Origin of the sequence: Pseudomonas sp. 39004 (assembly GCF_028682155.1) — a bacterium.
Taxonomy (GTDB): Bacteria; Pseudomonadota; Gammaproteobacteria; order Pseudomonadales; family Pseudomonadaceae; genus Aquipseudomonas; species Aquipseudomonas capeferrum.
Map to the genome: position 1 here is coordinate 1 of NZ_JANIAG010000021.1, position 25,490 is coordinate 25,490.

22 protein-coding genes are annotated in these 25,490 nt (G+C 63.7%); 7 read left to right on the forward strand and 15 right to left on the reverse strand.

Annotated features, from left to right (window positions below; genetic code table 11):
- Positions 1-109: 109 nt before the first annotated feature.
- The 3 genes from NP534_RS05895 to zwf are packed head-to-tail and all read right to left on the reverse strand — an operon-like array spanning position 110 to position 2,971.
- On the reverse strand, positions 110-784 hold the full coding sequence (locus tag NP534_RS05895) for a bifunctional 4-hydroxy-2-oxoglutarate aldolase/2-dehydro-3-deoxy-phosphogluconate aldolase (protein ID WP_033701015.1): 675 nt from the start codon (positions 782-784) through the stop codon (positions 110-112).
- A 17-nt stretch (positions 785-801) separates the two neighbouring features.
- Positions 802-1,515, reverse strand: coding sequence for a 6-phosphogluconolactonase (gene pgl / locus NP534_RS05900; RefSeq protein WP_274098107.1), 714 nt, complete (start codon positions 1,513-1,515; stop codon positions 802-804).
- Entirely contained in the window at positions 1,502-2,971 is a 1,470-nt protein-coding gene (gene zwf, locus NP534_RS05905) for a glucose-6-phosphate dehydrogenase (protein WP_033701019.1), read from the reverse strand. Before zwf ends, pgl begins: the two co-directional genes overlap by 14 nt.
- A 211-nt stretch (positions 2,972-3,182) precedes the next feature.
- On the opposite strand from zwf, the gene hexR reads away from it, so the two are divergent.
- On the forward strand, positions 3,183-4,046 hold the full coding sequence (gene hexR, locus NP534_RS05910) for a DNA-binding transcriptional regulator HexR (RefSeq protein WP_172960401.1): 864 nt from the start codon (positions 3,183-3,185) through the stop codon (positions 4,044-4,046).
- Here the strand turns inward: hexR and NP534_RS05915 are convergent.
- The 11 genes from NP534_RS05915 to edd all read right to left on the reverse strand — a co-directional run bounded on the left by NP534_RS05915 (position 4,039) and on the right by edd (position 17,113).
- Complete coding sequence (locus NP534_RS05915; protein ID WP_047581462.1) at positions 4,039-4,893, reverse strand: D-hexose-6-phosphate mutarotase; 855 nt, start codon at positions 4,891-4,893, stop codon at positions 4,039-4,041. The two genes, hexR and NP534_RS05915, sit on opposite strands and share 8 nt — an antisense overlap.
- Positions 4,894-5,010: 117 nt before the next feature.
- Complete coding sequence (locus NP534_RS05920; RefSeq protein WP_274098108.1) at positions 5,011-6,354, reverse strand: carbohydrate porin; 1,344 nt, start codon at positions 6,352-6,354, stop codon at positions 5,011-5,013.
- A gap of 41 nt (positions 6,355-6,395) precedes the next feature.
- Entirely contained in the window at positions 6,396-7,550 is a 1,155-nt protein-coding gene (locus NP534_RS05925) for an ABC transporter ATP-binding protein (RefSeq protein ID WP_274098109.1), read from the reverse strand.
- Between the two features lie 3 nt (positions 7,551-7,553).
- On the reverse strand, positions 7,554-8,399 hold the full coding sequence (locus tag NP534_RS05930; protein ID WP_274098110.1) for a carbohydrate ABC transporter permease: 846 nt from the start codon (positions 8,397-8,399) through the stop codon (positions 7,554-7,556).
- Positions 8,392-9,300, reverse strand: coding sequence for a carbohydrate ABC transporter permease (locus NP534_RS05935; RefSeq protein ID WP_274098111.1), 909 nt, complete (start codon positions 9,298-9,300; stop codon positions 8,392-8,394). The genes NP534_RS05930 and NP534_RS05935 overlap by 8 nt, the downstream gene beginning before the upstream one ends.
- 72 nt (positions 9,301-9,372) lie before the next feature.
- Positions 9,373-10,659 (reverse strand): ABC transporter substrate-binding protein, encoded by a 1,287-nt coding sequence (locus tag NP534_RS05940; protein ID WP_274098112.1) that lies wholly within the window; start codon positions 10,657-10,659, stop codon positions 9,373-9,375.
- A gap of 104 nt (positions 10,660-10,763) precedes the next feature.
- Positions 10,764-11,990: a D-mannose isomerase gene (locus NP534_RS05945; protein WP_274098113.1), complete on the reverse strand. Its 1,227-nt coding sequence runs from the start codon at positions 11,988-11,990 to the stop codon at positions 10,764-10,766.
- 102 nt (positions 11,991-12,092) lie between these two features.
- On the reverse strand, positions 12,093-13,547 hold the full coding sequence (locus NP534_RS05950; protein WP_274098114.1) for an ATP-binding protein: 1,455 nt from the start codon (positions 13,545-13,547) through the stop codon (positions 12,093-12,095).
- Positions 13,528-14,253 carry a two-component system response regulator GltR gene (gene gltR, locus NP534_RS05955; RefSeq protein WP_274098115.1) on the reverse strand — a complete coding sequence of 242 codons (726 nt, stop codon included), beginning with the start codon at positions 14,251-14,253 and terminating at the stop codon, positions 13,528-13,530. Before gltR ends, NP534_RS05950 begins: the two co-directional genes overlap by 20 nt.
- A 77-nt stretch (positions 14,254-14,330) precedes the next feature.
- Positions 14,331-15,290 (reverse strand): glucokinase, encoded by a 960-nt coding sequence (locus NP534_RS05960; RefSeq protein ID WP_274098116.1) that lies wholly within the window; start codon positions 15,288-15,290, stop codon positions 14,331-14,333.
- On the reverse strand, positions 15,287-17,113 hold the full coding sequence (gene edd, locus NP534_RS05965) for a phosphogluconate dehydratase (protein WP_274098117.1): 1,827 nt from the start codon (positions 17,111-17,113) through the stop codon (positions 15,287-15,289). The genes NP534_RS05960 and edd overlap by 4 nt, the downstream gene beginning before the upstream one ends.
- 263 nt (positions 17,114-17,376) lie before the next feature.
- On the opposite strand from edd, the gene gap reads away from it, so the two are divergent.
- From gap to NP534_RS05995, 6 genes are all read left to right on the forward strand, one after another.
- Positions 17,377-18,378 (forward strand): type I glyceraldehyde-3-phosphate dehydrogenase, encoded by a 1,002-nt coding sequence (gene gap / locus NP534_RS05970; RefSeq protein ID WP_274098118.1) that lies wholly within the window; start codon positions 17,377-17,379, stop codon positions 18,376-18,378.
- 136 nt (positions 18,379-18,514) lie between these two features.
- Positions 18,515-19,027: an RNA polymerase sigma factor gene (locus tag NP534_RS05975; RefSeq protein WP_186657139.1), complete on the forward strand. Its 513-nt coding sequence runs from the start codon at positions 18,515-18,517 to the stop codon at positions 19,025-19,027.
- A 91-nt stretch (positions 19,028-19,118) separates the two neighbouring features.
- The gene (locus tag NP534_RS05980) at positions 19,119-20,081 is read left to right on the forward strand and encodes a FecR family protein (RefSeq protein WP_274098119.1); all 963 of its coding nucleotides are present in this window, start codon (positions 19,119-19,121) and stop codon (positions 20,079-20,081) included.
- 150 nt (positions 20,082-20,231) lie between these two features.
- Entirely contained in the window at positions 20,232-22,820 is a 2,589-nt protein-coding gene (locus tag NP534_RS05985) for a TonB-dependent receptor (RefSeq protein WP_274098120.1), read from the forward strand.
- A 150-nt stretch (positions 22,821-22,970) separates the two neighbouring features.
- Positions 22,971-23,564, forward strand: coding sequence for a biliverdin-producing heme oxygenase (locus tag NP534_RS05990; protein ID WP_033701040.1), 594 nt, complete (start codon positions 22,971-22,973; stop codon positions 23,562-23,564).
- A gap of 54 nt (positions 23,565-23,618) precedes the next feature.
- Complete coding sequence (locus tag NP534_RS05995; protein ID WP_274098121.1) at positions 23,619-24,032, forward strand: YbaN family protein; 414 nt, start codon at positions 23,619-23,621, stop codon at positions 24,030-24,032.
- On the opposite strand, the gene arcD is transcribed toward NP534_RS05995, so the two are convergent.
- Positions 24,012-25,439 carry an arginine-ornithine antiporter gene (gene arcD / locus NP534_RS06000; RefSeq protein ID WP_033701042.1) on the reverse strand — a complete coding sequence of 476 codons (1,428 nt, stop codon included), beginning with the start codon at positions 25,437-25,439 and terminating at the stop codon, positions 24,012-24,014. The genes NP534_RS05995 and arcD overlap by 21 nt on opposite strands.
- Between the last annotated feature and the right edge of the window lie 51 nt (positions 25,440-25,490).

The window sequence follows — 25,490 nt, forward strand, 5'->3', positions numbered from 1 at the left end:
AGGCTTGCCCCGCGAAGAGGCCAGCACCGGCAACACCAAACCTGCAGGCAAAAAAAAGGGGCGCCGACCAAGCGCCCCATAAGCCGTAAAGCACACAACACATTCAGTTTCAGTCCAGCAGCGCAATCGCCTCGGCACTGCACGCTTCGATCCGCGCCCAATCGCCGTTCTTGATCCAGCTACTGTCGAGCATCCAGGTACCCCCCACACACATCACATTGGGCAACGCCATGTAGTTGCGCACATTGGCCGGGTTCACCCCGCCAGTCGGGCAGAAGCGGATGTCGCCGAACGGGCCGCCAAACGCCTTGATCGCTGCCACGCCACCGCTGATTTCCGCCGGGAACAACTTGAACCGACGGTAGCCCAGGGCGTAGCCCATCATGATTTCGGACGGCGTACTGATGCCCGGCAGCAGCGGGATGTCGCTGTCGACACCCGCCTGGAGAATGTCCTGGGTGATGCCTGGGGTGACCACGAACTGCGCACCAGCCGCTTCGACCGCCGCGAACATGCTGCGGTCGAGTACCGTACCCGCACCGATGCACAGCTCTGGTCGCTGTTCGCGCAGCACCTGGATCGCCTTCAGGCCGTGCTGGGAGCGCAGGGTCACCTCAAGGGTACGAATGCCACCTGCGGCCAGCGCGTCGGCCAGCGGCAGGATGTCTTGCTCACGGGCGATGGTGATCACCGGCAGGATGCGCGCCTTGTCGCAGATCGCGTCGATCCGGGCGGCTTTGTCGGCCATCGAGAGCAGAGTCTGTGGGCGTTCAAGGGTGGTCATGACTGTGGATCCTTGGCTCATGGGCACCAGTAGATGTCCAGGGGGTCGTGGAGAAAGGCGCGTATCGGCATTTCGGTAAGGTCATTGCCCGCCAGCGCGGCGCGCAGGGTAGCGAGTTTGTTCGGGCCTTGCACGGCCAGCGCGATGAAGCCAGCACTGGCCAGCAACGCGCGGGTCATCGACAGGCGCTGGTGCGGCACGCTGGGCGCCAGCATCGGCAGGCAGCGGCGTGGGCTGCTGGCGGCCAGGCCGTCGTCCAGTTTGGGGCTGTTGGGGAACAGCGAGGCGGTATGGCCATCGTCGCCCATGCCCAGCACCAGCACGTCGATGGCCGGCAGGTCTGCCAGTGCCTGATCGGCGTTGGCCGCCGCGAGTTCCAGGTTCTCGGCCTGCTGGTACAGGCCAATGAAGCGGGCCTTGGCCGCCGCGCCCTTGAGCAGGTGACGGGCCAGCAGGCCGGCGTTGCTGTCGGCATGCTCCACCGGCACCCAGCGCTCATCCGCCAGGCTTACGGTCACTTTCGACCAGTCCAGCGCCTCGGCAGCCAAGCGCTCGAGAAACGGCACCGGGCTGCGCCCACCGGACAACACCACGCAAGCCTGGCCTTTTGCGGCAATTGCCGCCCGCAACCGCTCGGCCACATCGCGGGCCAGCGTTGCCGCCAGGGTCTTGCCATCGGCCAGTTCATGCGCCTTTACCGCCGCCGGCAATTGCAGTTCAGATATCGCCATACCACGCCCTCCCGTCTCGTGTGATCAGTGCGATCGAGCTCATCGGCCCCCAGGACCCCGCCGCGTATGGCTTGGGCGCATCACCTGCGCTTTGCCAGCCGGCGATCAACTGGTCGCACCATTTCCAGGCATATTCGATTTCATCCTTGCGCACGAACAGGTTCTGGTTGCCGCGCATCACCTCGAGCAACAGGCGTTCGTAGGCATCCGGAATCCGCGCGCTGCGCCAGGCATCGGAAAAATTCAGCTGCAATGGGCCACTGCGCAGTTGCATGCCCTTGTCCAGGCCTTGCTCCTTGGTCATCACCCGTAAAGAAATGCCTTCGTCCGGTTGCAGGCGGATGATCAGCTTGTTACCGACCTGCAAACGTTGTTCCGGGGCGAAGATGTAGTGCGGGGTTTCCTTGAAGTGGATGACGATCTGCGACAGCTTCTGCGGCATGCGCTTGCCGGTACGCAGGTAGAACGGCACGCCCGACCAGCGCCAGTTGCGGATATCGGCACGCAGGGCGACGAAGGTCTCGGTGTCGCTCTGGGCGTTGGCGTTGTCTTCTTCCAGGTAGCCGGGCACCGGCTTGCCGTCGCTGTAACCGGCGATGTACTGGCCGCGCACCACACGGGTGCTCAAGCCATCGCCGGTGATCGGCGCCAGCGCCTTGAGCACCTTGACCTTCTCGTCACGAATGCTGTCGGCCGAGAGCTCGCTGGGCGGGTCCATGGCAATCAGGCACAGCAGCTGCAACAAGTGGTTCTGGATCATGTCGCGCAGTTGGCCGGCCTTGTCGAAATAGCCCCAGCGGCCTTCGATGCCGACTTTTTCGGCCACGGTGATCTCCACATGGGAGATGGAATTCTGGTTCCACTGGGTTTCGAACAGGCTGTTGGCAAAGCGCAGCGCGATCAGGTTCTGCACCGTCTCCTTGCCCAGGTAATGGTCGATGCGATAGACCCGGCTCTCGGGGAAGAACCGCGCCACCGCATCGTTGACCCGGCGCGACGACTCCAGGTCGTGGCCGATCGGCTTTTCCAGCACCACGCGGGTGCGCGCTGCCAGGCCGGCCCTGTCGAGGTTTTCGCAGATGGCGCCGTATACTGCAGCCGCCGTGGCGAAGTAGGCAATCAAGGGCAACTCGCCTGGCAACTGCTCGGCCAGCGCCTGGTAGCCCTCAGGCTGGAGGAAGTCCAGATGCTGGTAGCTCAGCCGGCCCAGGAAGCGGCCGAGCGCGGCGGGCTCGATGTCGGCATCGGCGACGTGCCGACGCAGGTGCGCTTCGATGGTGTGCAGGTGCTCCTGCGCGCTGCCGCTCTCGCGTGCCAGCGCCAGCAGGCGGGTGTCCGGGTGCAGCAGGTTGGCACGGTCGAGCTGATAGAGCGCTGGAAACAGCTTGCGCAATGCCAGGTCGCCCAGGGCGCCAAACAGGGCAAAGGTGCAAGGTTCGACACTGATCGCAGCCATGATGTTGGTTCTTTCCTAAAGTTGGTCTAGGAATACCGCTTTCACATACGGTTTTCAAGGGGAAATGTAGTAAAACTAACAACATTACCGACGAATACTACAGACAAGTGGTGCGGCACACGCACCGACAGTACGATAGACGACCGTGCAAAAGGCCCGCTGCTCCGTCAGCCGGCTGTCTTCCCGACCCAAGGACACACCCATGGACCGCGTGCGAAACCTCCTGGAACAGATCCAGGGACGCCTCGACGAGCTGAACAAGGCCGAACGCAAAGTCGCCGAAGTCATCCTGCTCAACCCGCAACAAGCCACCCGTTTCAGCATTGCTGCACTGGCCCAGGCGGCCAAGGTCAGCGAACCGACCGTCAACCGCTTCTGCCGGTCGTTCGGCGTCAGCGGCTACCCCGAGCTCAAGCTGCAGCTGGCGCAGAGCCTGGCCAGTGGCGCTGCCTATGTGAGCCGCGCCGTCGAGGCCGACGACGACCCTGCTGCCTACACCCAGAAGATTTTCGGCAGCGCCATCGCCTCGCTCGACAGCGCCTGCCAGCAACTCGACCCGCAGCAGGTCAGCCGCGCCGTGGACATGATGATCCAGGCCAGGCAGATCCACTTCTTCGGCCTTGGCGCCTCGGCGCCGGTGGCCCTGGATGCCCAGCACAAGTTCTTCCGCTTCAACCTGGCGGTGTCGGCCCACGCCGACGTGCTGATGCAACGCATGCTGGCCTCGGTGGCCCACACCGGCGACCTGTTCGTGATCATCTCCTACACCGGGCGCACCCGCGAGCTGGTCGAGGTGGCGCGCGTGGCCCGTGAAAACGGCGCCTCGGTACTGGGCCTGACCGCTGCCGGCTCGCCGCTGGCCCAGGCCTGCAGCCTGAGCCTGCACATTCCACTGCCGGAAGACACCGACATCTACATGCCGATGACCTCGCGAATCATCCAACTGACCGTGCTCGACGTGCTGGCCACCGGCATGACCCTGCGCCGCGGCGTGGACTTCCAGCCGCACCTGCGCAAGATCAAGGAAAGCCTCAACGCCAGCCGTTACCCGATCGAGGACGACGAACTCAACTGAGCCGGTGCGCCTGCAAACGCAAGTGCGCGCGCTGCCCCGGGGCCAGGCTCAGGCCCTCGCCACTGCCACTGGCGGCTTCGACACAGACGAAGCCCTGGCACTCGCGACCGGTCACGCCCATCAGCGGGCGGTTGCCCGGGTGCCAGACCACGGTGTCATCGCTGTCACCGGTGTCGATGCACAGTTCGCGCTGCCAGGCCGGGTCCTGCAGCTGCACCCGCGGGGTACCCGGATAGACTTTCTGGCAGCCACCCTTGAGCTTCAGCGCACCTTCCTCGCGGCAGGCCTGCCGGCTCAGGCGGTCGTAGCCTTCGATATCCTCAAGCCCAGACAGCGCTATCTCGGACACGTCACTGATACGCCAGTAAGCCAGCAGCGCATGGCTCAACTGGCACGGCTCGCTGTCCTGGTGCTCGGTACTCAGGCGCAGTTCCATGCGGCTGCCAAGCCGTGCATGCAGGTCGACCTGCCAGTCGCACAGGTCCAGGCGCCACTTCAGTGTCACACCCTCCTCGTCCTCGCGGCTGTCCACCAGCTTCCAGTCCAGCAGGCGCGCCCAGCCATGGGCCGGCCACAGGTCCTCGCTGGGGTGGCGGCCGTACCACGGCCAGCACACCGGCACACCACCCCGAATCGCCCCCACCTGCGGCCATTGCTCGGCGCACCACAACCAGGGCTTTTCGCCAGCGGGTTGAAAGTGCAGCAGCTGCGCGCCCTGCCGGCTGAACACAGCCTGGCAGAGAGGGTGGTCGATGATCAGGACATCGCGCTGCTGGTAACGCTCCCACTCGAATGTCGGCCTGGGCCGCTGTGCGGAAAAGAAGCGATGTAGCGGATGTTCGGGCATGGTTCCAAGCTCTTGTTGTTTGAGATAGCGCTGTCTCGGCCTATCCCCGACAACCACTGCAAGCCAGTGGATGCCGGGAGCCGAAATTGGATTGGCGTAAATTTACAACAAATGTGCTCAGAATGACGACTGAATCTTCAAACCAGCGACCAGCGCGTTGTCCACCTCATCCACCCCGCCCGGGCTCTTGATGTATTGCAGGTTGGGGCGCACGGTCAGCCAGTTGGTGACGTGAAAGCCGTAATACAGCTCGGCGTTGTACTCGGTGCGCTGTAGCGGCACGAAGCCCGGGTTGTCGTAATCATTGATGCCGCTCTGGGCATTGAGCTGCTCGGCACGCTTCTTCACATCGTCGTTGACGTGAATGCGGGCGATCCCAAACCCGATATCGTCCTTGGGCCGGGCATCGAAGGCGCCTTTGTACACCAGCCCGACCTGCTGGTAGTTGTCGACCACGTTGGTGGCCTTGTCGTGCACGGTGAAGTTGGCAAACAGGCTGAGACCACGACTGGCATCGCCGCCCTGGGCGGTCACCTGCTGCTGCGCAACCACCCACCAGCCATGTTTGCTGGAGTGCGACTTGAAGCCCGCGCCGCTGATGCCTTGCGGGTTGCCATTGACGTCTTCGTAGATGTCTTCGGCATCCGCCGTGCTGTAGTAGTAGCCGAAGCGGTACTCGCCCGGCAGGCCGTTGACCTGGGGTGACCAGACCGCCTCCACCGGCAGGATCGCGCCCTTGGTGCCGCTGCCGCTGAGCTTGAAGCCGTTGCCGGTTTCCAGGTTCGAGGGGTTCTGCTCGAACGCGCCGACCTGCACGAAGAACTCAGGCGTGATGTTGTACTTGACCCGCAGCGCCCACTGGCTGACCGGCCAGTTGTACCAGATGCCGCCCACCCAGTTGCCCACCTGCGAGCCGCAGAAGGCCAGGTTCTGGAAGTCACAGGGGAAGCTGTTGAAGTCTTCACCCTCGCCGAAGCGGCCGAATTTCACATCCAGGGCACCGTCGAAGTACTTCTGCTTGATCCACATCTGGGTCAGCCGCCAGGTCTGGCCGCGGCCCCACACTTCCTGTACCGAACTGAACTGGCCGGCACGCGGGTCGCTGATGCGGTCGTTGGACAGGTTGCGGCCGCTGCGCTCGGTGATCGCCAGCTTGAACTCGGTGTCGTGCCAGCCAAAGATCTTTTCCAGGTCCAGGTGCGCACCCAGGGCAAACTGGTCGCTGTAGCGTGCGGTCTTGTCGTCGTTGTAGCCGCCGTTGAGGTTGCCCGCCACCTCGCCTACGTAGTCGAGGGTGAAGTCATAGCCTTTGTCCAGCAGCTCGGTGCGGGTACCGCCCCAGTCGCCGGTCATCCATTTCGACTCGCTGGAGAAGGCCTCGGCGGCTTGCGCCCCGCTGCTGCCAACCACGGCAAGCAAGGCTAGTGAGCCCAAGGTCCTGATGCGATTGCGCTGTTCCATCCCTTTGCGTCCTCTTTTTTCTTATTGATGGTGTAGACGATTCAACGGCTCTTGAAGTGAGTCACGTTGTCCTTCACTGAAGCGTTGGCGTTGTCCAGGCTCAGGCGTTCGCCGCTGGCGGCGTCAAACAGCAGTACCCGTGCCGGGTCGAACTGCAGGTTCAGGCTGTCGCCGACCTTGCACGCCACATCCGGCGCCAGGCGGCAGCAGACCTTGGTCTGGTTGAGGGTGACGAACACCAGCAGGTCCGGCCCGGTGGGCTCGGTAACCTGGACGTCGGCGCGGATGCCGGGCAGGCCATTGCCCTCTCCCGTGCCCAGGGCAATCTGCTCGGGGCGGATGCCGAGGATGATCTCGCGCCCGTCCAGTTCAGCGCCGGCCACGCCCAACGGCAGCTCGCAACGCGCCTGGCCGCTGTCGAGCAGGGCCAATAGGCGCCCGTCCTGCCGAGCCAGGCGCACCGGAGTGAAGTTCATCGGTGGCGAACCGATGAAACTGGCGACGAACTGGTTCGCCGGGTCGTTGTAGATCTGCTGCGGGGTGCCGAACTGCTGGATGATGCCGTCCTTCATCACCGCCACTTTGTCGCCCAGGGTCATGGCCTCGATCTGGTCATGGGTGACGTACACCGTGGTGGTCTTCAGGCGCTGGTGCATCAGTTTCATTTCGGTGCGCATCTCGACCCGCAGCTTGGCGTCGAGGTTGGACAACGGCTCGTCGAACAGGTAGATCTTCGGCCGCCGGGCCAGCGCCCGGCCCATGGCCACGCGCTGCTGCTGGCCGCCGGAGAGCTGGGCAGGCTTGCGTGAGAGCAGGTGCTCGATCTGCAGCAGCTTGGCCACCCGCGCCACCTCCTCGTCGATGGCGGCCTGGGGCATCTTGCGGATCTTCAGGCCGAACTCGATGTTCTCACGCACGCTCATGGTCGGGTACAGCGCGTAGGACTGGAACACCATGGCGATGTCACGGTCCTTGGGGCTCATGCCGCTGACGTCCTGCTCGTCGATCAGGATGGCACCGCCGGTGATCTGCTCAAGGCCGGCGATGCAGTTCATCAAGGTCGACTTGCCACAGCCCGAGGGGCCGACCAGGATCAGGAACTCGCCGTCCTTGATCGACAGCTGGATGTCCTTGAGGGTGTCCGGCAAGCCGCTGCCGTAGGTCTTGTTCACATTGCGAAGTTCAAGCGTTGCCATGACTTACCCCTTGACGGCGCCGGCCGTGAGGCCGCGGACGAAATACTTGCCTGCCACCACATAGACCAGCAGGGTTGGCAGGCCGGCGATCATTGCCGCCGCCATGTCGACGTTGTATTCCTTGGCCCCGGTGCTGGTGTTGACCAGGTTGTTCAGGGCCACGGTGATCGGTTGCGAGTCACCACTGGCGAACACCACACCGAACAGGAAGTCGTTCCAGATCTGGGTGAATTGCCAGATCAGGCAGACCATGATGATCGGTGTCGACATCGGCAGGATGATGCGCCGGAAGATGGTGAAGAACCCGGCACCATCCAGGCGCGCAGCCTTGACCAGCGCATCGGGGATGCTCACGTAGAAGTTGCGAAAGAACAGCGTGGTAAAGGCCAGGCCGTAGACCACATGCACCAGCACCAGGCCGCTGGTGGTACTGGCCAGGCCCAGTTTGCCAAGGGTGAACGAGGCCGGCAGCAGCACGGTCTGGAACGGCAGGAAGCAGCCGAACAGCAGCAGGCCGAAGAACAGTTGCGAGCCCCGGAAGCGCCACATCGACAGCACATAGCCGTTGAGCGCACCGATGGCCGTGGAGATCAGCACGGCGGGCACGGTGATCATGATCGAGTTCCAGAAGTACCCGTTGACCGTGCCCCACGCCTTGACCCAGCCGACGCCACTGACCACGGTCGGCCAGCTCAACAGGTTGCCGCTGCTGATGTCTTCGGGGGTCTTGAAGCTGGTCAGCAGCATGACTACCAGCGGCACCAGGTACAGCAGCACGGCAATCAGCAGCACAGCGTGGATGGCGATGCGGCTGATGCTCAACGCCGGTTTTTCGGCAGGGCTATGCATGGCGTTTGCTCCGCAGCTCCGAATACAGGTAAGGCACGAGGATCGCCAGGATCGCCCCGAGCATGAGGATGGCGCTGGCCGAGCCCATGCCCATCTGGCCGCGGCTGAAGGTGAACGAGTACATGAACATCGCCGGCAGGTCGGACGAGTACCCCGGGCCACCGGCGGTCATCGCGGCCACCAGGTCGAAGCTCTTGATGGCGATGTGCGAGAGGATCATCACGGCGCTGAAGAACACCGGGCGCAGGCTTGGCAATACTACGGTCCAGTAGATGCGCGGCAGGCTGGCGCCGTCCATCTGCGCGGCGCGGATGATCGACTGGTCGACGCCACGCAGGCCGGCGAGGAACATTGCCATGATGAAGCCCGAGGCTTGCCACACGGCGGCGATCACCAGGCAGTACACCACCCGGTCGGGGTCGATCAGCCAGTCCAGGCGAAAGCCTTCCCAGCCCCAGTCGCGCAGCAGTTTGTCCAGGCCCATGCCGGGGTTGAGCAGCCACTTCCAGGCGGTGCCGGTGACGATCATCGACAGCGCCATGGGGTAGAGGTAAATGGTGCGGATGAAACCCTCGCGGCGTATGCGCTGGTCGAGCAACACCGCCAGCAGGACACCGATGGCCAGGCTGATGCCAATGAACAGGCCCCCGAACACCAACAGGTTCTTGCTGGCCACCCACCAGCGGTCGTTGTCGAACAACCGGGCGTATTGCGCCAGGCCCGCCCACTTGTAGGTCGGCAGAAAGGTCGAGGTGGTGAAGGACAGTATGAAGGTCCACAGGATGTAGCCATAGAAGCCCACCAGAACGATGAACATGCTCGGCGCCAGCACCAGTTTGGGTAGCCAGCGCTGCAGAGCGTCCAGGGGTGAGGCCCGCAGTTGCGCGGTAGTTGTGGTCATGATCTGCTTCCCAAACGATTGAGAGCTCCGCCCCCCGTGGGGGCGGGCCTGGTTTACACCTTTGGGGATCGGTTACCGGGCCGACTTGATCGCCGCCGCCAGCTTCTTCGCCGCATCGGCCGGGTCGGCCTTGGGGTCGTTGATGTAGTTGGTCACCACATCGAAGAAGGCGCCCTGCACCGCCAGCGTGGTGGCCATGTTGTGCGCCATGCTGGGTTGCAGGCCACCGCTTTTGGCGTCGGCCAGGAAGTCCTTGGCAGACGTCTGCGCGCAGGCGTCGAAGCCATACTTGCCCATATCGGCAAGCATGTCGTTACGCACCGGGATCGACCCTTTGTTGGTACTGAAGACCTTCTGGAAGTCCTGACCCAACACGTTGCGGGCGATGTCCTGCTGGCCGGCAGCCGTGCCTGCGTCCTTCTGCTTGAACACCACCAGCGAATCGATGTTGTACAGGAACGCTTTGTCGGTACCGGGGAACGCGACGCACTGGTAATCCTTGCCGGCGGTCTTGTGCGCCAGGGTCCACTCGCTCTTGGCCCAGTCGCCCATGATCTGCATGCCGGCCTTGCCATTGATGACCTTGGCCGCTTCCAGGTTCCAGTCCTGGCCTTTGCCGTCAGGGTCCATGTAGGTGGCGACCTTCTTCAGCTCGGTCAGCGACTTGACCATTTGCGGCCCGGTCAGCGTTGCTTCGTCGAGGTCGACCAGGGCTTTCTTGTAGCCGTCCGCCCCCATCACCGACAGCACCACGCTTTCGAACACCGTGCTGTCCTGCCAAGGCTGGCCACCATGGGCGAGCGCAATGAAGCCGGCGGCCTTGAGCTTGTCGGCGGCGGCGTAGAATTCGTCGAGGGTGGTCGGCGCCTTGTCGATACCGGCTTTCTTGAAGACGTCGGGGTTGATCCATAGCCAGTTGATGCGGTGGATGTTCACCGGTACGGCCACGTAGTCACCGTCGTACTTCACGGTGTCGGCGACTTTCTTGTCGAGCAGCGAGTCCCACTTCTCTTCTTTGGCGACATCCTTGAGCACATCCGTGTCGAGCAGGCCGGTGGCGGCCCATTCCTGAATGTCGGGCCCCTTGATCTGGGCAACGCCTGGCGGGTTGCCGGCCACGGCGCGGCTCTTGAGCACGGTCATGGCGGTGGCGCCGCCACCGCCGGCGACTGCACCATCCTTCCAGGTGAAGCCATCCTTCTCGACCTGGGCCTTGAGTACATCGACAGCCGCTTTTTCACCACCCGAGGTCCACCAGTGCACCACTTCGACACTGCCTTTGGCGTCGGCAGCGAGGGCACTGAGCGGGAACAACGAGGCGAGGGAGATCGCGGCAGCGAGGCGGAGAGTCGAATTCATCGGAATACCTTTCTTGTTGTTATGCCGGGCAAGTCGATCGCTTGCATTGCATGGAGTCTAATCAGAGCGGTCGCTGCGCCAGGTAACGAAGCGATGCGTGAATGTCATCGTTTGGTTACATTGCGCGCCAGTGCGCTCGCCAGGCTCGGTGCCAACGGCAAGGTGGGCAACAGCACAGCCTGATAGGCGTGATAGAGGTCTGGCTTGCCTGCCCAGATAGCCGCTGCAGGCTGGTTGCCAGGGTCGAGTTCGTGGTGCCAGCTTCCACCGGCGCGGTCGATGAAGTGGCTGTTGATGAATGCCCAGAAACAGCCATACCAACCCGCGTACTGCTGCTCACCGGTGCGCCGCAGCAAGGCTGCCGCACTGGCGCACGCTTCGGCATGCACCCAGTGCAGGCGCTCGCGCACCCTGGGCTGGTTGTCCCAGCCCAGGGTGTAGACGATGCCCTCGGCGCCATCGACGTTCCAGGCATGCCGGCAGGCGTTGGCGAACAGCGCTCGCGCACTGGCCAGCAGCCACGCCGGCGTAGACAACCCGGCCAAGTGCCGTGCAGCCTCCAGGTGCAGAAGCAGGCGTGACCATTCGAACGCGTGGCCAGGTGTCGCGCCATAAGGCCGGAAGTGATCGGTGGGGTTGGCCTGATTGTATTCAGGCAGCGGTTGCCAGTGCGCATCGAAATGTTCGACCACGCGGTAGTCGCTGGCAGCCGCATGGCCTTGAATGATGCGCTCGACGATGCGCAGGGCGCGCTGCAGCCAGAGCGCATCGCCGGTCACATCCGCCAGGGCGAGAAAGGCCTCGGTGGCGTGCATGTTGCTGTTGGCACCACGGTAGGCTTCCGGTTGCTGCCAGTCGCTGGCAAAGGACTCGCACAACGCCCCCTCTGCCTCGCTCCAAAAGCGTTCCTCGATGACCCGGATCGCCTCCTCCAGCACACCCTGCGCACCGCTGGCACCGGCTACCACTGCCGAGCTTGCGGCCAGCGCGACGAAGGCATGCAGGTAGGCCGCCTTGCCGTTGCCACCCTGCCCTTGCGGGCGATCGAACCAACCGCCGTACGTGGCGTCATGCAACGGCCCGCGCAAGGCCCGTACGCCATGCGCCACCAATGCCAGGCAGCCTGGTACACCCTGGAGGTGCGCCAGGGCAAAGCTGTGGGTCATGCGCGCAGTTGTCAGGGTTTCGGCAAGGGCCGAAGGCGGCAACTGGCCACGGGCGTCGAGATTGGCGAAGCCTTCAGGCACTTGCGAGGCCATCGCGAACGCCAGCAGCCGCCACCCTTCGTGGGTGAGCCAGGCGGTATGTTCCAGCGAATCGATAGAGTCCATGCAGCCACGTCTTCCATGCCAGAGGTGTGCAGAGTCTAGCCAGCCGTCCTGGCTGGGATGTCACGAAGGCCTGCCGTTGTGTCACCGATCAGTGACATACCCTCAGTCCAGGCTGCGGGGTAGATGAAGGGTCACGCGCAACCCGCCCTCGCGCAAGTTGAGCAGGCTCACTTCTCCGCCATGGCTATGGGCGATGTTGCGCGCAATCCCCAACCCCAACCCGTACCCCTGCTGCTGCCCGGCCAGCCTGAAATGCGGCACGAACACCTGCTCCTGCTGTTGCTGCGGCACCCCCGGCCCCTGGTCATCCACCTGCAGGACAAAGCCCTCGTTGCTGTCGATGATGCGCAGGCGTGCCCGCTCGCCATACTTGATGGCATTGTCGATCAGGTTGCCGATGCAGCGGCGCAAGGCCAGCGGCTTGCCCGGGTACGGCGCCAGCGCCTGGCCTTCGACGGTGATGCGGCCATCGCCCAGGTAGGGCTCGGCGAGAATCTCCAGTACCTGGTTGAGGTCGACCGGCTCGATGTTCTCGTGAATGTCGGTGTCTTTTACGCACTGCAAGGCGCCTTTGACCAACAGCTCCAGTTCATCCAGGTCTTGGCTGAACTTGGCTTGCAGGCGCTCGTCTTCCAGCAGTTCGACACGCAGCCGCAGGCGGGTGATCGGCGTGCGCAGGTCGTGGGAAATGGCGCTGAACAACTGGCTGCGCTCGGTCAGGTAGCGGCTGATGCGCTCACGCATGCTGTTGAACGCCCGCCCCACCTCGACCACCTCGCTACCACCGCCCTCTGGCACTGGCGCCACATCGGCACCCAGCGACAGGTCCCGCGCGGCGCGCGCCAAGCGCTTGAGCGGCCAGCTTTGCCAGTGCACCAGCAGGCCGATGAACAGCAGCAGCAAGGCCGTCGTCATAACGATGAAGCCGATTTGCTGACGCGGCAGGCGTTCGGCTTCCAGGCTGGTATACGGCTCGGGCAGCAGCGAGGCGATGTACAGCCACTCGCCGTCGCCCAGGCGAATCTGCGTGACCAGCACCGGGGGGTTGAGTGGCTCCAGGGTCAGCGAATAATGGGCCCAGGAACGCGGCAGCTCATCCAGCTTAAGGCCACTGTTGAAGATGCGCAGGTCATCGGGAGCGACGAACTCCACGGAAATCTCCATCTGCGCGCCCAGCCGCTCGTGCAGCACCTGCTGGAACACATCAATAACCGCCTGCTTGCGCGGTGTTATGGGCAATACCGGCATGTCCAGCGGCTTGTCGTTGAGCGACACGAAAAAACGCGTACCGCCCATGCTGCGCAACTGGTCCAGCACCATCGGCCGATAGGCCACTGGCAAAGAACGGAAATAACTGACGCTGGCACTCATCGAATGGGCCAGGCTGCCGGCACTGGCGCGCAGGCCTTGCAACTGGCTGGCACGTAACTGGGCGACCCAGATGACGCTGGACAAGCCCTGCGCCAGCAGTACCACCAGCAAGGTCAGCAGCAGCATGCGCCCCAGCAGCGAGCGTGGCAGCAGGCGCCAGCGCCGCTCAGCAAGCACAGCAGACATGGGCAGCCAGCAGGTAACCACTGCCACGCACAGTGCGGATCAGCCGCGGCGGCTTGTCGGTGTCGCGCAAGCGCTGGCGCAGGCGGCTGACGGCCATGTCGACGATACGGTCCAGCGGCATCGGCTCACGGCCACGGGTGGCATTGCCGATGGTGTCGCGGTCGAGGATCTGCTGGGGGTGATCGAGAAACAGCTTGAGCAAGGCGAAGTCGGCGCCAGACAAGATCACCTCTTCGCCATCGCGGTGGAACAGGCGGTGGCTGACCGTGTCCAGGCGCCAGTCGTCGAAGGCCAGCACGGCACTGCTCGGCGCCGCCTGGCCGAACTCGGCACGGCGCAACAAGGCCTTGATTCGCGCCTGCAGCTCACGCGGGCTGAAGGGTTTGCCCAGGTAGTCGTCGGCGCCCAGTTCCAGGCCGATGACCCGGTCGGCTTCGTCGGAGCTGGCGGTGAGCATGATGATGGGCACCCGCGCCTGGCGCGGGTGCTGGCGCACCCAGCGGCACAGGCTGAAGCCGTCTTCATCGGGCAGCATCACATCGAGGATGACCAGGTCGCAGGCGGTGCTTTCAAGGGCCTGACGAAAGCCCTTCCCGTCGGCCTCGGCGTGAACCTGGAAGCCGGAACGACTCAGGTAGGTTTGCAACAGCTCACGGATTTCCTGATCGTCGTCGACCATCAGGATGGATTTTCCGGCAGTGCTCAAAGTGTCCCGCCCTCTTGTTATCACAGGTCTTTCGCCTGCTGTTTCGATATTGGAGCCGCAAAGCGGACCCCTGTGTTCTAGTGATCCAGCACCTGCTGCAAAGCCACCCCCGCCCCCAGCAACCCGGAAAACTCCGCCGTCACCAGCCACACCGGCACCCCGGCAAAATACCCGCTCATGCAGCCCTTGTCGGCAAAGCTCGCGGCAAACCCGCTACGCAAAAACAGCTCGGCAAACCGCGGGATCACACCGCCGACAATGTAAACCCCACCCCGCGCGCCCAGGGTCAGAACATTATTACCGACCACCCGCCCCAGGAAGCGGCAGAACTGCTCGACCACCGCTAACGCCCGCGGTTCGCCGCCCAGGGCGGCATCGGTAATATCGGCTGGGGTCTTGTGTCGCGGTATGTCGCCGTCCAGCGCGCAGATGGCTTGATACAAGCGCACCAGGCCACCGCCACTGAGCACCGTCTCGGCACTGACATGGCCAATCTGGCCATGAATCTGCTGGTGGATCGCCGCCTCACGGGCATTGCCCACCGGCAGGTCGACATGCCCACCCTCACCCGGCAACGCCTGCCAATGCTGTTCACCCAGGCGCAGCAGGCTGCCGACACCAAGGCCGGTACCCGGCCCGATCACCAATGCAGGCCGCAGCGGGTCCGCCTGGCCAGGGCAGACTTCGCGGAACTCGCCCGCTTGCAGGCGCGTCATGCCCAAGGCCATGGCCGTGAAATCGTTGATCAGCAACAGCTGCTCGACCTGCAGGGTCTTGCAGAACGCATGCCGGCTCAGCCGCCAATGGTTGTTGGTGAAGCGAAACTCATCGCCATCGACCGGCCCGGCGACGGCCAGGCACACCGCCGAAAGGCCGCCACGGGCAATGCCCCGATCGTGCAGGTAGGCTTCAATCGCCTGCTCGGGGCTTGTGTAGTCAGCGGTGGCGAAGACCTTCACCTGGTACAGCTGGTTGTCACGCCACAACGCAAAGCGGGCATTGGTGCCACCGATGTCGCCAACCAGCAGGTCCTTCATTTGAGGTTCTCCAAGGCCGAGGTAAAGGCGCTGGCGCCTTGCTCGGCCGAGCTGAACGCCATGCGCATGAAGCCGAACAGCTCGCGCCCGCAGCCCAGGTCGTTGCCCTGAGGCGCTGGCGGCAGGTCGCGGCTGGCCAGTTCCTGGGCCGAAACCCTGAGCTGCAGCGTGCCTTCGACACCATCGACCCGCACGATATCACCATCGCGCACCCGTGCCAGCGGCCCACCGTCAAAGGCTTCGGGGCAGACATGGATGGCAGCCGGGATCTTGCCCGACGCGCCCGACATGCGCCCATCGGTGACCAACGCAACCTTGTAGCCGCGGTCTTGCAGCACACCGAGGAACGGCGTCAGTTTGTGCAGCTCCGGCATGCCGTTGCAACGCGGCCCCTGGAAGCGCACCACGGCCACGAAATCACGCTCCAGCTCGCCGGCCTTGAAGGCGTCGGCCAACGACTGCTGGTCGTGGAATACCCGCGCCGGGGCTTCAACCACCTGATGCTCGCGGGCGACTGCGGAAACCTTCATCACCCCACGCCCAAGGTTGCCTTCCATCACCCGCAGGCCGCCTTCGGCCGAGAATGGCCGCGCCACCGGGCGCAGGATGGTCTCGTCCAGGCTGTGCAGCGGGCCTTCGCGCCAGACCAGCTTGCCGTTGTCGAGGAACGGCTCCTGGGTGTAGCGGCGCAAGCCGTGGCCCGCGACGGTGTTGACGTCTTCGTGCAGCAACCCGGCATCGAGCAGCTCGCGGATCAGGAAGGCCATGCCGCCAGCGGCCTGGAAGTGGTTGATGTCGGCTTTGCCATTGGGGTAGACGTGGGACAGGGTCGGCACCACCTCGGACAGGTCAGCCATGTCCTGCCAGGTGAGCTGGATGCCCGCCGCCTGGGCGATCGCCGGCATGTGCAGGGTGTGGTTGGTCGAGCCGCCGGTGGCATGCAGGGCGACGATGGAGTTGACCAGCGACTTCTCGTCGACGACCTCGCCCAGTGGCATGAAGCTGCCGCTGGCCTTGGTCATGCGCGTGACCTGCTGCGCGGCCTCGGCAGTGAGCGCATCGCGCAACGGCGTGTAGGGGTTCACGAACGAGGCGCCCGGCAGGTGCAGCCCCATCACTTCCATCACCAGCTGGTTGGTGTTGGCGGTGCCGTAGAAGGTACAGGTGCCGGGGCTGTGGTAGGAGTTCATCTCCGACTCCAGCAGCTCCTCGCGGCTGGCCTTGCCCTCGGCATAGCGCTGGCGCACGTCGGCCTTCTGCTTGTTGGAGATGCCCGACAGCATCGGGCCACCTGGCACGAAGATGGTCGGCAAGTGCCCGAAGCGCAGCGCACCCATCATCAGCCCAGGGACGATCTTGTCGCAGATGCCGAGCATCAGCGCGGCGTCGAACATGTTGTGCGACAGGGCCACGGCGGTGGACATGGCGATCACTTCACGGCTGGCGATGGCCAGCTCCATGCCCGGCTCGCCCTGGGTCACACCATCGCACATGGCCGGCACGCCGCCGGCGAACTGGCCGACCGAGCCGACTTCACGCAGGGCCTGTTTGATCTGCTCTGGGAAGTGCTGGTACGGCTGGTGCGCCGAGAGCATGTCGTTGTAGGCCGAGACGATGGCGACGTTGGCCGCGTTCATCAGCCGCAGGCTCTGCTTGTCCTGGGCGCCGCAACCGGCCACGCCGTGGGCGAAGTTGGCGCACTGCAGGCTGGCACGCATGGGTCCGTCACTGGCCGCGCCGCGAATCAGCTGCAGGTAACGTTCACGGGTGGCACGGCTGCGTTCGACCAGCCGTTGGGTGACCTCAAGGATGCGCGGGTGCATGTACTGAACTCCAGGCTAACTGTATGGGCGGCTTACCGGGCATTTCCCCTCCAAACGATTGCGACCTAGGCTCTAGAAAAGGGCCTTGGAGGCATCGCTGAGAGGCCTGCCCGACCACTCGTTGTATGTTTAAACAAAATACTGCCACTAAAAAGGCTTGTTTTCTATCTGATAGTGAATAATCTTGTAATTCCAACAACAAAACCGTTTCAGTGAAGCCCCTTTGTGCCACAGGCCTCACTCGGACCGCCAGAGGTAACGCCATGACCCTTCGCATCGCCATCAATGGATTCGGCCGCATAGGGCGCAATGTCCTTCGCGCACTGTATACCCAAGGCTACCGCCAGGACCTGCAGGTCGTCGCCATCAACGACCTGGGTGACAGCGCCATGAACGCCCACCTGCTCAAGTACGACAGCGTGCACGGCACCTTTGACGCCAGCGTCGAAGCCGATCATGAAAGCCTCACGGTCAATGGTGACCGTATCGCGGTCAGTGCCATCCGCAACCCGGCCGAGCTGCCCTGGAAGGCCGAAGCGATCGACGTGGTATTCGAATGCACCGGGCTGTTCACCGACCGGGCCAAGGCTGCCGCGCACCTGGCTGCGGGGGCTGGCAAGGTGATCGTCTCGGCACCGGCCAAGGGGGCTGACGCCACCGTGGTGTACGGGGTCAACCATGACGTGCTGCGCGCGTCGCACCAGATCATTTCCAATGCCTCCTGTACCACCAACTGCCTGGCGCCGATCGCCCAGGTGCTGCACCGCGAGTTCGGCATCGAACAAGGCCTGATGACCACCATCCATGCCTACACCAACGACCAGGTGCTGACCGACGTCTACCACAGCGACCCCTACCGTGCGCGCTCGGCCACCCAGTCGATGATCCCGAGCAAGACCGGCGCCGCCGAAGCCGTGGGCCTGGTGCTGCCGGAACTGGCCGGCAAGCTGACCGGCATGGCGGTACGGGTGCCGGTGATCAACGTGTCGCTGGTGGACCTCACCGTCAACCTCAAGCGTGACGCCAGCGCCGACGAGGTCAACCAGCTGTTCCAGGAGGCCAGCCGGCACTCCAAGGTATTGGGCTACAACGCCTTGCCATTGGTTTCGTGCGATTTCAACCACAACCCGTTGTCGGCGATCTTCGATGCCAACCATACCCGGGCCAATGGGCGCATGCTCAAGGTGCTGGCCTGGTATGACAACGAATGGGGCTTCTCCAACCGAATGCTGGATAACTGCCTGGCGTTGTGCAGCGCACGCTGAGCCCACTTGGCCCCGTCGCCGGCTTGCCGGCGACAGGGCCAGAGGACAATCTTTACCATTTCTAAACACTTCCAGGCTTGACCTTTGGTACAGATGATAAGCATTATCATTAACCTTTCGTCGGCCAGGTCCCCCTGTGAGTCAGTCCCGGTTCAACTCCGTTTTCCTCGTCCAGCGCCTCACCCTGCTGCGTACCCTGCAACGCATGGTGGGCAACCCCAGCACGGCCGAGGACCTGCTGCAGGAAACCTACCTGCGGGTTTCCCGTGCGCTGAGCGAACGGCCCATCGAACATATCGAACCGTTCGTGTTCCAGACCGCGCGCAACCTGGCCCTCGACCATTTGCGCGCACGCCGGGTGCAGTCACGCATGCTGGTCGACGACGTGCCCGACGAGGTGCTGCACAGTGTCGCTGCGCCCGCCAGCAGCAGCGAGGACGCCGCCCACGCCGAGCAGTTGCTCAAGCACCTGAGCGTCAGCCTCAATCAACTGAGCGAGCGCCAGCAGCGCATCTTCATCCTCAGCCGCCTGCATGGCGCCACCTACCTGGAAATTGCCGAGCAACTGAACGTCTCGGCCAGCACGGTGCAGAAGGAGTTGAAACTGATCATGGCCATCTGCATGGGCGTCGCCGACCGCCTCAAGTGAGGCGACCGTCGGCCAGCCGGGCAACGCAAAGCGCTTGCCACACCCTGCCTTAGCCTTGATGATTCGTGAACAACCCTTGCAAGGATTCACCGTGACCGACCGCCCTGTCCCTCGCCCGACACCTGCCGGGCCCAACGCCCGTGCCCGTGCCATGGACGAGGCACTGGACTGGCTGGTACGCCTGCAATGCGCCGATGCGCACGACGCCCAGGCCTTCGAAGCCTGGCTCAGCGCCGCACCGGAAAACGCCGAAGCCTATGTCGAAGCAGAAGCGCTGTGGAATGGCACGCCATTGCACCAGGCGGCCGCGCAGCTGCATCAGGGCCAACGTCGATCCCTGCGCGGGCGCCTGCGCAGCCACTGGAAGCCCTTGGCCACCGCCGCAGTGTTGCTGGTCGGCCTGTTCACCCTCGGCAACCTGCCCATGCGCCTGCAGGCCGATCACCTGACCGTAGTGGGCGAACGGCAGCGCCTGCAACTGGACGACGGCGCGAAAGTGCTGCTCAACACCAACTCGGCGTTCGCCAGTGACCTGCGGGAAGGCCGCCAGGTCGCGCGCCTGCTGCAGGGCGAGGCTTACTTCCAGGTGCCCGAGGGCGCGCAAGGGCCGCTCGAAGTCCAGGCCGGCCCGCTACGGGCCCAGGTGCGTGACACCGACTTCGCCGTGCGTTACCTCGACGGCGAAGCCCAGGTGCGGGTGCAGCGCGGTGATGTCGACCTGCAGGCCGCCAGCGACCAGCGCATCCGCCTCAGCGCCGGCGACAGCATCAGCGTCGGCCCCCAGGGCTTTGGCCAGCGCCAGCGCGCGGACATGCAAAAGGACCTGGCCTGGATCGACGGCCGCCTGGTGTTCGAGAACTGCCCGCTGAGCCAGGTGCTGGCCGAGGTCAGGCGCTACTACCCGGGCTGGATCATCAACCGCAATGCCGGCCTGGAAGACGTCGCGGTCACTGGCAACTATCGCCTCGACCAACCGCTGGAAACCCTGCGTGCCCTGGCCCACATCACCTCTGCCCAGTTGCACGAATACCCCGCTGTGGTGATCCTCAACTGAGTTGCCACTGCAGGTGCTGCGATTGCGATAAATTATTTTTACGCGATCGCGCTACCCCGCCCGTCTCGTTATAGCCAATGCAACTGATTCTTGTTTGATAACAAGAACGGTCATCACCTATAACAGTTCGCGCGTCTGGGAGCGCTTTCGATGTCCACAGGTCCAACTCGCCCGTCCACACTTTCCCGCCGCACAGGGCAATTGTCCCTGCTGAGCCTGGCCCTGCTCGCCTGCGGCGCCTGCAGCCTGCCGGCCCTGGCCGCCGAACCTGCCCAGGCCAGCAGCCCGCGCATGGGTGACTATCGCTTCAGCATCGGCCAGCAGCCACTGGTCTCGGCCATCAATGCCTTCAGCCAAGTCACCGGCTGGCAGGTCGGCTTCAGTGCCGAACTGGCCGATGGCGTCGCCTCGCCAGGGGTGCAGGGCTCGCTGCCGCCGGAGGCCGCACTCAAGCGCCTGCTCAAGGGCACCGGCCTTGGCTATCGCAAGATCGGTAACGGCAATGTGGTGCTTGAACGCCAGACCACGGGCAATATCATCGCCCTGCAGCAGGTGACCGTCAGTGCCACCCGCAGCGCCCAGGACGTCAGCCAGGTGCCGAGCACCGTCAGCGTGCAGACCCGCGAGCAACTGGACCGGCAGAACGTCAACAACATCCAGGACCTGGTGCGTTACGAGCCAGGCGTTTCGGTGGCCGGTACCGGCCAGCGCAGCGGCCTGAACGGCTACAACATCCGCGGCATCGACGGTGAGCGGATCCTCACCCAGATCGACGGTGTGTCGATTCCCGACAGCTTCTTCTACGGCCCTTACGCCCAGACCCAGCGCAACTACGTCGACCCCGAGATCGTCAAGCGCGTGGAGATACTGCGCGGCCCGGCGTCGGTGCTGTACGGCAGCAATGCCATCGGCGGCGCGGTCAGCTATTTCACCCTCGACCCGGACGACATCATCAAGCCCGGCAAGGACGTGGGTGCGCGCCTCAAGACCGGTTACAGCTCGGCCGACGAAAGCTGGCTGACCTCCGCCACCGTCGCCGGCCGCCAGGGCAACTTCGACGGCTTGCTGCACCTGAGCCAGCGTAATGGCCACGAGACCGAGTCCTACGGTGGCCACAGCGGTGACGGCCTGGCCCGCACCGAGGCCAACCCGCAGGACGTGCGCACCACCAACGTGCTGGCCAAACTGGGCTGGAACTACGCTGACGATGCGCGCCTGGGGTTCACCTACGAGCGCTACAAGGATGACCGCGACCAGAACATCCTCAGTGCGGTGGGTGGGCCGTTCATTCCAGGCTTTGGTGCCATGAATTCCTATCGTATGCGCCAGGGCAACGATACGGTGACCCGCGAGCGCTTCGGCATCAACCATGAGTTCGGTCTCGATAGCTTGGTCGCCGACCATGTCAAATGGAGCCTCAACTACCAGATTGCCAAAACCGATCAAACCACCGATGAGCTGTATGTCGCCTCGGGTCGGCAGGTACTTCGTGAACGTCAGACCACCTACAAGGATCGCCAATGGGTCTTTGATGCCCAGCTGGACAAAGCCTTCAGCATCGGTGCAACCGATCATTTGCTGACCTACGGCACCACGCTCAAGCATGAAAAGGTCACCGGTTCCCGTAGCGGCTCGGGCACTTGCCTGAACGTTGGCGGCACTTGCACCGCCATCGGGCAGGACAGCGCTCGCGACGGCCAGGTGCTGGTCAGCGACTTCCCGGACCCGACCATCAACACCTACAGCCTGTTCGTCCAGGACGAGATCCGCTGGAACAACTGGACCTTCATGCCAGGCGCACGCTATGACTACACGCACATGGAGCCCAAGTTCACCGATGCTTTCCTGCGTGGCCTGGAGTCCACCGGCACGGCACCCACCTCGCAGGACGACTCGGACAAGAAGTGGCACCGCGTCTCGCCCAAGTTTGGCCTGACCTACGCGTTCAACGACAATTACACCTGGTACGGCCAGTATGCCGAAGGCTTCCGCACGCCCACGGCCAAGTCCATGTACGGCCGCTTCCAGAACCTGGAGCAAGGCTACCGCGTAGAGGGCAACCCGGGCCTCGAACCTGAAAAGAGTAAAAGCTACGAAACCGGCCTGCGTGGCAACTTCGACGCGGGTAACTTCGATGTGGCGGTGTTCTACAACAAGTACCGCGACTTCATCGATGAAGATGCCGTGCAAAGCGCCAACCTGGAGCAAACCTTCCAGGCCAACAACATCAAGCACGCCACCATCAAAGGCGCCGAGGTCAAGGGCCGCCTGAACCTGGATCACTTCGGCGCGCCGCAAGGCCTGTACACCCAGGGCTCGATTGCCTACGCCTATGGTCGCAACGATGACACCGGCCAGCCGTTGAACACCGTCAACCCACTCAAGGGTGTGTTCGGCCTGGGTTACGAGCAGCAAAACTACGGCGGCCTGCTGAGCTGGACGCTGGTCAAGCGCAAGACTCGCGTGGACGACACTCACTTCTACGCACCCGATGGCGCCAGTGCCAAGTTCCGCACCCCGGGCTATGGCGTGCTGGACCTGACCGGTTTCTACAAGGTGACCGACGACGTCACCATCAACGCCGGCCTGTACAACCTCACCGACAAGAAGTACTGGCAGTGGGATTCGGTACGCAGCTACGACGGCCAGGGTGAGGCTGCGGTAACCCAGCCAGCCAACATGGACCGCCTGACCATGCCGGGGCGCAACTTTGGCATCAATGTAGTGTGGGATATCTGATCCTTTGGGTAGGCCTTGAGCGTTGCAGCGTCTGCGAGATCGAGCGCTGCAACCCTCAAGGCCACCATCAAAAAAACCCAGTTTTTTTACTGTCCCGCCCCCGCTATTTCGTCTTGTATCTAGACGCCCCTTTTTCCAAGGACTGCCCCCATGACCGAACGCCCAGCCCTGCGCTCCCAGCGCCTCAACCAGATCACCCACGCCCCGCACACCGAGCTGGATGCCCTGGTCAAGGCCCACGCCCCCTTCGACAGCCGTGAAAACTTCGCCCGCTTCGTGGTTGCCCAGTACCTGTTCCAGTCCGAACTCAAGGCCTTGTACAACGACCCGCAACTGATCGCCATCGTCCCCGACCTGGCCGAGCGTTGCCGCGCCGAACAGGCCCGCCTGGACCTCGCCGACCTCGACACCGAAGTGCCCGGCGCAGTCCCTGGCGCGGTACAAAATCCGAGCCTGGGTGAGGCCATGGGCTGGATCTTCGTCTCCGAAGGCTCCAAACTGGGCGCTGCGTTTCTGATCAAGCGTGCCGTGGCCCTTGAGCTGTCCGACAGCTTCGGTGCCCGCCACCTGGGCGAACCGGCCGGCGGCCGTGCCGAGGGCTGGAAACAGTTCACTCGCATCCTCGATGGCCTGGCGCTGTCGGCCGAAGAAGAGGCCGCCGCCGAGCGGGGCGCGGTCGCAGCCTTCGAGCGCTTCACCGAGCTGCTCAAGCACGCCTATGCGGCGGATGCCGCGCTGGTTTGACACGCTGTACCCGGCCACCCCACCGGTGGCCGAACCGTTTTTCGCAGTGAGACCATGACCCAACCTGCCCGCTCGAAACTCGCTCGCCTGCTGTATGGAATCCTGGCTTACGTAAGCCTGGGGGTTGGCCTGGTCGCGATCGTCATTCCCGGCCTGCCGACCACCGAGTTCATCCTGCTGGCCGCCTGGGCAGCCACCCGCAGTTCACCGCGCCTTTCTGCCTGGCTGGAGAATCACCGGTTGTTCGGGCCGATTCTGTTCAACTGGCGCAATGGCAAGGTAATCCAGCGCCGGGCCAAGGTCAGCGCCACCATCAGCATGCTGCTGTGCGCAGGCCTGATGCTGACCTTCCTCGAACACCACTGGCCGGTGTTTCTGGCGATCGGCGGCATGACCCTGGGCAACCTGTGGATCTGGTCGCGCCCAGAACAAGCTTGCGTAGCCGGGTCACAAGCTCAGCAACCCTGAATACAGGGCATAGGCCGCTAGCGCAGCGCCAGCCAGCACCGCAGCGAAAATCAGCTTCTCCCACGTGGTGAACAGGGTCTGCCCCTGCTCGTGCTTGGCCCTGGCAAACAGAATCACACCGGGGGCATACAACAGCGCCGACAGCAGCAGGTACTTGAGCCCACCGGCGTACAGCAACCACACTGCATACAGCAGGGCGACCATCGCCACCAGCAGGTCCTTGCGCCGCAGGCCCGCTTGCCCGGCGTAGGAGTCTCCACGCAGCGCCAGCAACACCGCATACGCCGCCGACCACAGGTAAGGCACCAGAATCATCGACGAAGCCAGGTAGATGAGGCTGGTGTAGGTCCCGGCCGAAACCAGGGTGATCAGCAAGAAGCCCTGGATCATGCAGTTGGTCAGCCACAAGGCATTGGCCGGTACATGGTTGGCGTTTTCCTTGGCCAGAAAGCGCGGCATGGTCTTGTCACGCGCGGTGGCGTACAGGATCTCGGCGCACAGCAACGCCCATGAAAGCAAGGCGCCGAGCAGCGAAACGGCCAGGCCGATACTGATCAACAATGCGCCCCACGGGCCAACGATGTGTTCGAGCACCGACGCCAATGACGGGTTCTGCAGCCCGGCCAGCTCCGGTTGGGTCATCACTCCCAGCGACAGCACGTTGACCAGCACCAGCAGCGCCAGCACGCCCAGAAAGCCGATCACCGTGGCCTTGCCCACATCCGACCGGCGTTGTGCACGCCCGGAGTACACACTGGCGCCTTCGATGCCGATGAACACGAACACGGTCACCAGCATCATGTTGCGCACCTGGTCCAGCACATTGCCGAACTGCGGGTTGCTCAAGCCCCAGATATCACGGGTGAAGATGTCGGCGCGGAAGGCAAACGCCGCGATGACGATGAAAATCAGCAACGGCACCACCTTGGCCACGGTGGTCACCTGGTTGATGAACGCCGCTTCCTTGATGCCGCGCAACACCAGAAAGTGCACAGCCCACAGCAGCAGCGAGGCGCAGCCGATGGCGATGGGCGTGTTGCCCTCGCCGAACACCGGAAAATAGAACCCCAGCGTACTGAACAGCAGCACGAAATAACCGACGTTGCCGAGCCAGGCGCTGATCCAGTAGCCCCAGGCCGAAGAGAAGCCCATGTAGTCGCCAAAGCCCGCCTTGGCGTAGGCATACACGCCCGAGTCCAGTTCGGGCTTGCGGTTGGCCAGGGTCTGGAAGACGAACGCCAGGGCCAGCATGCCAACCGCCGTGATGCCCCAACCGATCAGTACCGCGCCAACATCGGCACGCGCCGCCATGTTCTGCGGTAGCGAGAAGATCCCGCCACCAATCATCGAACCCACCACCAGTGCGATCAGCGCGCCCAGGCGCAGCTTCTGTCCCGGTTCGCTCATGTGCCTCCCTTTTTTCACCCGCTGTCATTCGTTTGAAACAGCCATGCCGGC

Excerpts from the sequence above, each read along its gene's own strand:
- NP534_RS05990 (WP_033701040.1), top strand. The coding sequence starts at position 22,971 with ATGACCGAACGCCCAGCCCTGCGCTCCCAGCGCCTCAACCAGATCACC.
- NP534_RS05960 (WP_274098116.1), bottom strand. The coding sequence starts at position 15,290 with ATGAAGGACCTGCTGGTTGGCGACATCGGTGGCACCAATGCCCGCTTT.
- edd (WP_274098117.1), bottom strand. The coding sequence starts at position 17,113 with ATGCACCCGCGCATCCTTGAGGTCACCCAACGGCTGGTCGAACGCAGC.
- NP534_RS05920 (WP_274098108.1), bottom strand. The coding sequence starts at position 6,354 with ATGGAACAGCGCAATCGCATCAGGACCTTGGGCTCACTAGCCTTGCTT.
- arcD (WP_033701042.1), bottom strand. The coding sequence starts at position 25,439 with ATGAGCGAACCGGGACAGAAGCTGCGCCTGGGCGCGCTGATCGCACTG.
- NP534_RS05950 (WP_274098114.1), bottom strand. The coding sequence starts at position 13,547 with ATGTCTGCTGTGCTTGCTGAGCGGCGCTGGCGCCTGCTGCCACGCTCG.
- NP534_RS05895 (WP_033701015.1), bottom strand. The coding sequence starts at position 784 with ATGACCACCCTTGAACGCCCACAGACTCTGCTCTCGATGGCCGACAAA.
- NP534_RS05915 (WP_047581462.1), bottom strand. The coding sequence starts at position 4,893 with ATGCCCGAACATCCGCTACATCGCTTCTTTTCCGCACAGCGGCCCAGG.
- pgl (WP_274098107.1), bottom strand. The coding sequence starts at position 1,515 with ATGGCGATATCTGAACTGCAATTGCCGGCGGCGGTAAAGGCGCATGAA.
- NP534_RS05985 (WP_274098120.1), top strand. The coding sequence starts at position 20,232 with ATGTCCACAGGTCCAACTCGCCCGTCCACACTTTCCCGCCGCACAGGG.
- NP534_RS05940 (WP_274098112.1), bottom strand. The coding sequence starts at position 10,659 with ATGAATTCGACTCTCCGCCTCGCTGCCGCGATCTCCCTCGCCTCGTTG.
- NP534_RS05945 (WP_274098113.1), bottom strand. The coding sequence starts at position 11,990 with ATGGACTCTATCGATTCGCTGGAACATACCGCCTGGCTCACCCACGAA.
- zwf (WP_033701019.1), bottom strand. The coding sequence starts at position 2,971 with ATGGCTGCGATCAGTGTCGAACCTTGCACCTTTGCCCTGTTTGGCGCC.
- NP534_RS05935 (WP_274098111.1), bottom strand. The coding sequence starts at position 9,300 with ATGACCACAACTACCGCGCAACTGCGGGCCTCACCCCTGGACGCTCTG.
- gap (WP_274098118.1), top strand. The coding sequence starts at position 17,377 with ATGACCCTTCGCATCGCCATCAATGGATTCGGCCGCATAGGGCGCAAT.
- NP534_RS05930 (WP_274098110.1), bottom strand. The coding sequence starts at position 8,399 with ATGCATAGCCCTGCCGAAAAACCGGCGTTGAGCATCAGCCGCATCGCC.
- NP534_RS05925 (WP_274098109.1), bottom strand. The coding sequence starts at position 7,550 with ATGGCAACGCTTGAACTTCGCAATGTGAACAAGACCTACGGCAGCGGC.
- NP534_RS05995 (WP_274098121.1), top strand. The coding sequence starts at position 23,619 with ATGACCCAACCTGCCCGCTCGAAACTCGCTCGCCTGCTGTATGGAATC.